Source organism: Clostridiaceae bacterium, assembly GCA_012840395.1.
GTDB lineage: Bacteria > Bacillota > Clostridia > Acetivibrionales > DULL01 > DULL01.
Window position 1 is genome coordinate 21213 of sequence record DULL01000059.1, and the last position, 6000, is coordinate 27212.

The following is a 6000-nucleotide window of genomic DNA, read 5'->3' on the forward strand; positions in this document are numbered from 1 at the left end:
GGGACTTTTGATATATTTGATTGTTGTTGTCAATAAAAATGTTCAAAAGAGGCGGAGAAAATTGAGCAGTCTAAAAATAACATAAATAAAAACGGGCGGAAAAAATTGAGCAGTTTTGGCGGAATATGCACTCTATCAATTCTGGTCGGCTTACGAAAGAGTCAAGAGTCACTACGTATCTGCTCATGATTATTTCGTATCTGCCATGCTTGTATTGCACTGCGAGGGGGAGAAGGGAAAACTGATACAGGGAGTGTAAATAATTTTGCTGGTTTGAATCTGGATGCTCCTTCTAGAGCAAGGAAACTATAACCAAATTTATATTTAAACTATTACCAGAAAGTTTGGTTTTTATGCATGAAACCGTAATTTTCTGGCAATAATTCTATGAAGGCGTAGATTCCCCTTGTCTTGTGGGGTCTAGCCAGCCCGGCAATGAGGGCGAGCCCCATTGGGGCGGTGGGGGGGACGGTTTCTTTTTACAGGTATTGCTCGAGCCGTCCCTCGAACATTATTACCAATTGATTTAAAACCCTATCCCAGTTCTTATACCGTTGTGTCCATTTCTTCATAACGTTCATAGATGCCAGATAAAGCATTTTCTCTAAAGCTTGACCGAAGGAAACAAGGTCTTTGATTTTGTTACTTTTCTAAACTGCCGATGTAAACTTTCTATTATATTTGTCGTGTACACAATTTTCCTTACTTCATCAGGAAATTTAAAGAATGGGCATATAACATCCCAATTGCTCTCCCAGCTGCGAATAGCAAAGGGATACTGTTTACCCCATTTCTCTTTAAGGGCATATAATGCTTCAAGACCTGCATCTTCATTCACCGCTGTATATACTTCTTTAAAATCCTTTGAAAAAGCTTTTACGTCCTTATAAGGTATATATTTGAAGGAATTACGCAGTTGGTGAATAATGCATCTTTGGATTTCTGGCTTGGGAAAAGCGGCCTGGATAGCTTCTTTAATACCAGTCAACCCATCAACACAAAACATCAGAACATCTTCTACACCCCTGTTTTTTAGGTCATTCAATATGCCAAGCCAGAACTCTTTGAGGATTCATTCTCTCCAATCCAAATTCCCAGAATATCCTTAGTTCCATCAACCCTAACCCCAAGTACTACATAGGCAGCACGATTGAGAATATGACCATCATCTCTTATCTTGTAGTGTATTGCATCGAGAAACACAAATGGGTATATGGGCTCTAATGGACGATTTTAAAACTCTTTAATTTCAGGAATTATGCGTTCTGTGATCTTACTTACCATGTCTGCAGATACTTCAATACCGTATAAATCTTTAATTTCTTCATGGATATCTTTCCTGTTGATATGCCTCTTGCATAAAGAGCTAAAACCTTTTACTCAATACCCGAAATATCCCTTATGTATTTTGGAATTATCATAGGCTCATGTTCACCATTTCTATCTCGTGGTATTTTAATGTCAATAGTTCCATATTGGCTCTTGGCAGTCTTTTCAGAATGCCCATTCCGGTAGTTATCCGTTTGTTTGTTTTTAACATCGTTTTTATCATACCCCAATGTTACATCCATTTCTGCTTCCAGCATCTCTTGAAGCAGATCTTTGAATGCTTCCTTAAGATATGAGTAAATTTCACCAGGGTTTTTAAAGTTGTCCTCCTTGATTATTTACTGTAATACATTCTTTGGTATTGCTCCCATAAAAAATAACTCCTCTCTTGCATTTTATTATTCATTCTTGCCAAGAAGGAGTTATTTCCCTAACTCACCAACAAAATTTATTACATTCTCAAACATACATATAATGTCCTTCCGGTTTTAAATCGGGTAGATCCAGCCTCAGTTCCAAAACCAGATGATTCCTGATATCATAGCATAGATCACATCTTCCTGCATACTCATTTTTGGGTGCATATCCATATTCTTTTATAGCCAGTTCAGCTAATCCTCCAATGCCGGTAGACTCCAAAATATTAAATATGCGGTATGTATTAGGATCAGCCCCATTCACCAGTTCCTTCAGTGGAATTGAAAATCCCGGACATGACTGGGGGATAAAGTTACCATACAAGTCAACATGAAAATGGTATACGCCTGATAACAGTCTACAGGGCTTTGATTCACCCAATATTTGTTTAAATGGCCGTTTCTTTATCATAGGTCTGTATGTCTTAAAAGCCCGTCCCTTCAAATTAAGTCCATACCTGTTTAGGAGCTTCACAAGATAATCCTGTCCATAAAGCTGTGCGTACTCATCAAGAGAGTGAGTTTTGTGTTCGTTCATAGCGTCAATATCGTCCCAGAATTCCATTAGCCAGGGAAATACATTTATCTTTATCTCCGAACAGGTCCGAATTAAAGACTTTACCTTCCAAAAAGGTATATACTCGTTATGGTATGGATCTATGGATATAAGCAGGGTATTTACTCCATGATCCTTTATTTCCTTAAGGACTGCCTTTGTTGATGCTTCATCCTTATGCCAGGATGCATTGGTTTCAACATATTCGATGTAAATATGGTTTCTTTGGGCAGCATCAAGAACACCCAAAATTCTATCGGGTTTTAAAAGTGGTTCGCCACCGCCTATATGAACGGAATCACAACCCAGACTCTTTAGGATAGAAAATATCTCATCAGCCATGGATGGCTTAATGTAATCGTCCGGCCAGTTTGGAGAACTGGAATAACAGCAATGTTTGCACTTTGATGAGCATTTATAGTTTGTGATTAGTCCGCCGGATACAAGGTTTTTAATTCTTAACAAATTTGCGCCTCCTAACTTCCTTCAAATATACTTTCAATAAAATTAGATTTTCCATCCACTAACAGCAGCCATCTGATTTATTAATTTACTTAGGTTTTAAAGATGGCATAAGCGCTTTATTATATTCGTGTAATATAAATGCTATACTTCTCCCAAGTAAGAACCTACTTTTATAAGATGTTTTTTAAAAATTATATTATAAGGGATAATTCTCATTTACTGTTATATTATTTCATCCAATACATTAATTTTCAAGACACATGTTTATACAAAACTTACACGGGGGTGTTTGGTATATCTTCTGTTTTTATAATCTCTTCCCCATATATCCATTGATGCCCGTTCTTGACGCCGCACTCCGCCTTGGGAGATATCAAAAATCTGGGATACTGCCGTATTTGTTTAATCTGTACCACCATTCGGATTAGATTGTTAAAAGATTGCAGCATATGTTATTTTCAGTGCCGATTGTACCATATTTTTTGCCTTCGACTTAGACAACATCAATGTACCTTAGAGATATATTTATTATTTAGATTATAATGTGAGATACCAATAATTAGGATATAATGGATGTATATTACGCACATTTTTTTGTGAATAATGTACCTGTTTGCCAGGACACTGAAAGGAGAGTATATAATGCAGGGTTATGAAAACAAAAAAGCGCTTATCAGTGAAATTGAAAAAAACCGCAGCTTTATTTGTTAATGAATTTCTGGAAGTTGCAGAAGACGACAAAGATAAACCTATAGAAGGTGTAGATAGAACACCTGCCCAGATGATAGCCTATCAATTGGGTTGGCTTGATTTGATTATGAAATGGGATAAGGACGAAACCGAGGGGAAACAAGTAATTACTCCTTGTGAAGGCTATAAATGGAATAATCTAGGTGCTTTATACCAGAGCTTTTATAACAGGTTTTCTACATATTTTCTGACAGAATTGCAGGCTTTGTTTAAGGAAAAGGTATTGATTCTCGTTCAATGGATTGACGGGTTTACAGAAGATGAGTTATTCAAGGCAGGCAGCCGAAAGTGGGCTTCTTCCACTCCATCCAATTGGCCAGTATGGAAATGGGTGCATATTAATACTGTTGCTCCGTTTAAGTCCTTTCGCAGCAAAATTAGAAAATGGAAGAGATTAAACCAGAGCATGTAGAACTGGCAAATAAGCGTATAGAAAAATTTTTATATCAATCATGACAACAACATATAATCGCTGCAGACTTTCTTCATGAACATGATTAGACTATTAAGGACTGTCCACGTGCTCCCCGGAGAAAAACCTTCCATTACATCATGGGGAGGACATTCCCCGTGCTTCCGTATAGCTATGGTTAGATATCTGTCTCGGTGCCTTTTAAACGGTGTTCTTCAACAATGTTTAGAAAATTATCCATCTGCTTGATACTTTTATCAAGATTTTGGGCTGACATGAAAGCAAAAAGGCTGTCAATAACCATTAGTTGAGTAAGCCTTGAAATCATTGCTTCTTCGTGGAGTTCTGTCTCCTTGGATATACTTAATATCGTTAATTTACATAATTTTGCGAGAGGACTGTTGTGAAAACTAGTTAAACAAATTGTCTGGGCGCCTCTTTGTGATGCTATCTGCATTGCACGAAGGGTTTCATTTGTCCTCCCGGTATGAGATATACCGAAGGCAACGCAGCGTTCATTCAGCATGGATGCAGATACCGAACAGATATGGGCATCGGTAACAGCATAGGCGGGTAGACCGAGCCGCAAAAATCGATAATAAGCATCGTTTACTACCATGGAAGAGCTGCCGACGCCATAAATTTCTATCCTTTCTGCATGGTTAAGCAGGTCAACTACTTGCATAAAAGTCTCTAATTTATTAATTTCCAGTGTTGCATTGAAGGAAGAATAGGCGTCTTCTATAATCTTTCGCATAACGCATTTTGGATCGTCCGTCGTAAGAATAGTATTAGAGCGCATATAATTCTTGGTGGCTAGATTGCGTGCGATGTTGATCTTTAATTGCGTAAATCCGTCAAATCCAAGAAAACGCGAAAAATTGATTACGCTTCCTTCAGATACACCGGCATGTGCTGCAAATAATTTAATTGGCATATGAATCACTTTTTCCGGGTCGGAAAGAATTGTGTCTGCTATGCGCTTTTCAACGTCAGAGAATGCAGAATATTTTTGCTGGATGTCAATGAGCACATTTTTAACATTTTCCATAATACCAAATCCTTTCTTTCCGCTTTCTTTAACGAAACATTAAGGAGTAGCTAGTGTATAAATTAAGGAGCATAGCGTCTAAAAGCGGGTGATGAATTAATGCAAATTACAACGAAGCGACAAAACGTACTACTTACAGGTTGCCGGGCATCGATTTGATGTCCGGGAGGAGAGTAAATCACTCCCCTCCTTGAAACTGCACAGGCTCCCGCCTCGTTGAAACGCCACAGGTTTAAGAAATTTCACAGGTGTAAGAATTTTTTCTACAATTGAAATTTTCTTATGAATCTAGGTGTCATAATAAACCTCGTTCAATGAGGGATTGCATGACCCTAAAACTCGCTGAGCGAGGCGAGTTTGCTTATTTATCCGTGTCATGTATTTTGCAGGTAGTATGGATTTGTGAATGCCTGCTTGCCACGATCATCAACAATTTCAAATCTAAAATAGGGCAAGTCTTTTAAGTTAGAAAAATCAAACTCGTAATGTGTGAAGTATTCATTTTCACCTGCCATTATAGATTGAACATGACCTATGGTATTACTTTTTACATGAATTTTTTTAACAGGCGAACATTCTATGCATAACTTGTCGTCAAGTACATAATATTCATAGATTTCAGGACCTGTAGATGCATAAAAATGCCCTTGTTCAATTGCGCTTATTATTTCCTCATATGTAAGATTTTTGGCTTTAATCATCGTCCAACCGCCGCAGCTGGATTCTACCGTATGATTATCATCTGTAGCAACACAGTATAGCCTTTTGCCATGCTTCAGGAGCATGTCATAATGTGTACGTGCATCGCCGCTATTTGTCTTATATTCGCAGATATGGTTGTAGATTTCAAGGGCAATAATGTTTTCGATGGGTAATATATCTTCAACGGTCTCGGTGTGAATGATAAAATACAATTGACAGTTTTCGGTCAATAAGATTTTACGGTTATTACCGATATTTGTAAATAGAATAGATCAATTGCTGGAAATTAAGTTTCATTTTTTTAGCAGTATAAGAAAAA

The 6000-nt window shown here is 37.6% G+C and carries 4 protein-coding genes and 1 pseudogene; 1 reads left to right on the forward strand and 4 read right to left on the reverse strand.

The window, feature by feature from the left end; translation table 11 throughout:
- Positions 1-479 precede the first annotated feature (479 nt).
- Both GXX20_07200 and GXX20_07205 read right to left on the reverse strand, forming a co-directional pair.
- Positions 480-1667: pseudogene (locus GXX20_07200) on the reverse strand (IS256 family transposase).
- Positions 1668-1788: 121 nt separating this feature from the next.
- Positions 1789-2766 (reverse strand): radical SAM protein, encoded by a 978-nt coding sequence (locus GXX20_07205; protein HHW31443.1) that lies wholly within the window; start codon positions 2764-2766, stop codon positions 1789-1791.
- A 652-nt stretch (positions 2767-3418) separates the two neighbouring features.
- On the opposite strand from GXX20_07205, the gene GXX20_07210 reads away from it, so the two are divergent.
- On the forward strand, positions 3419-3928 hold the full coding sequence (locus GXX20_07210) for a ClbS/DfsB family four-helix bundle protein (GenBank protein HHW31444.1): 510 nt from the start codon (positions 3419-3421) through the stop codon (positions 3926-3928).
- A 178-nt stretch (positions 3929-4106) separates the two neighbouring features.
- On the opposite strand, the gene GXX20_07215 is transcribed toward GXX20_07210, so the two are convergent.
- Together GXX20_07215 and GXX20_07220 are read right to left on the reverse strand one after the other, a co-directional pair.
- The gene (locus GXX20_07215) at positions 4107-4979 is read right to left on the reverse strand and encodes a MurR/RpiR family transcriptional regulator (GenBank protein HHW31445.1); all 873 of its coding nucleotides are present in this window, start codon (positions 4977-4979) and stop codon (positions 4107-4109) included.
- 374 nt (positions 4980-5353) lie between these two features.
- Positions 5354-5893 carry a hypothetical protein gene (locus GXX20_07220; GenBank protein ID HHW31446.1) on the reverse strand — a complete coding sequence of 180 codons (540 nt, stop codon included), beginning with the start codon at positions 5891-5893 and terminating at the stop codon, positions 5354-5356.
- Between the last annotated feature and the right edge of the window lie 107 nt (positions 5894-6000).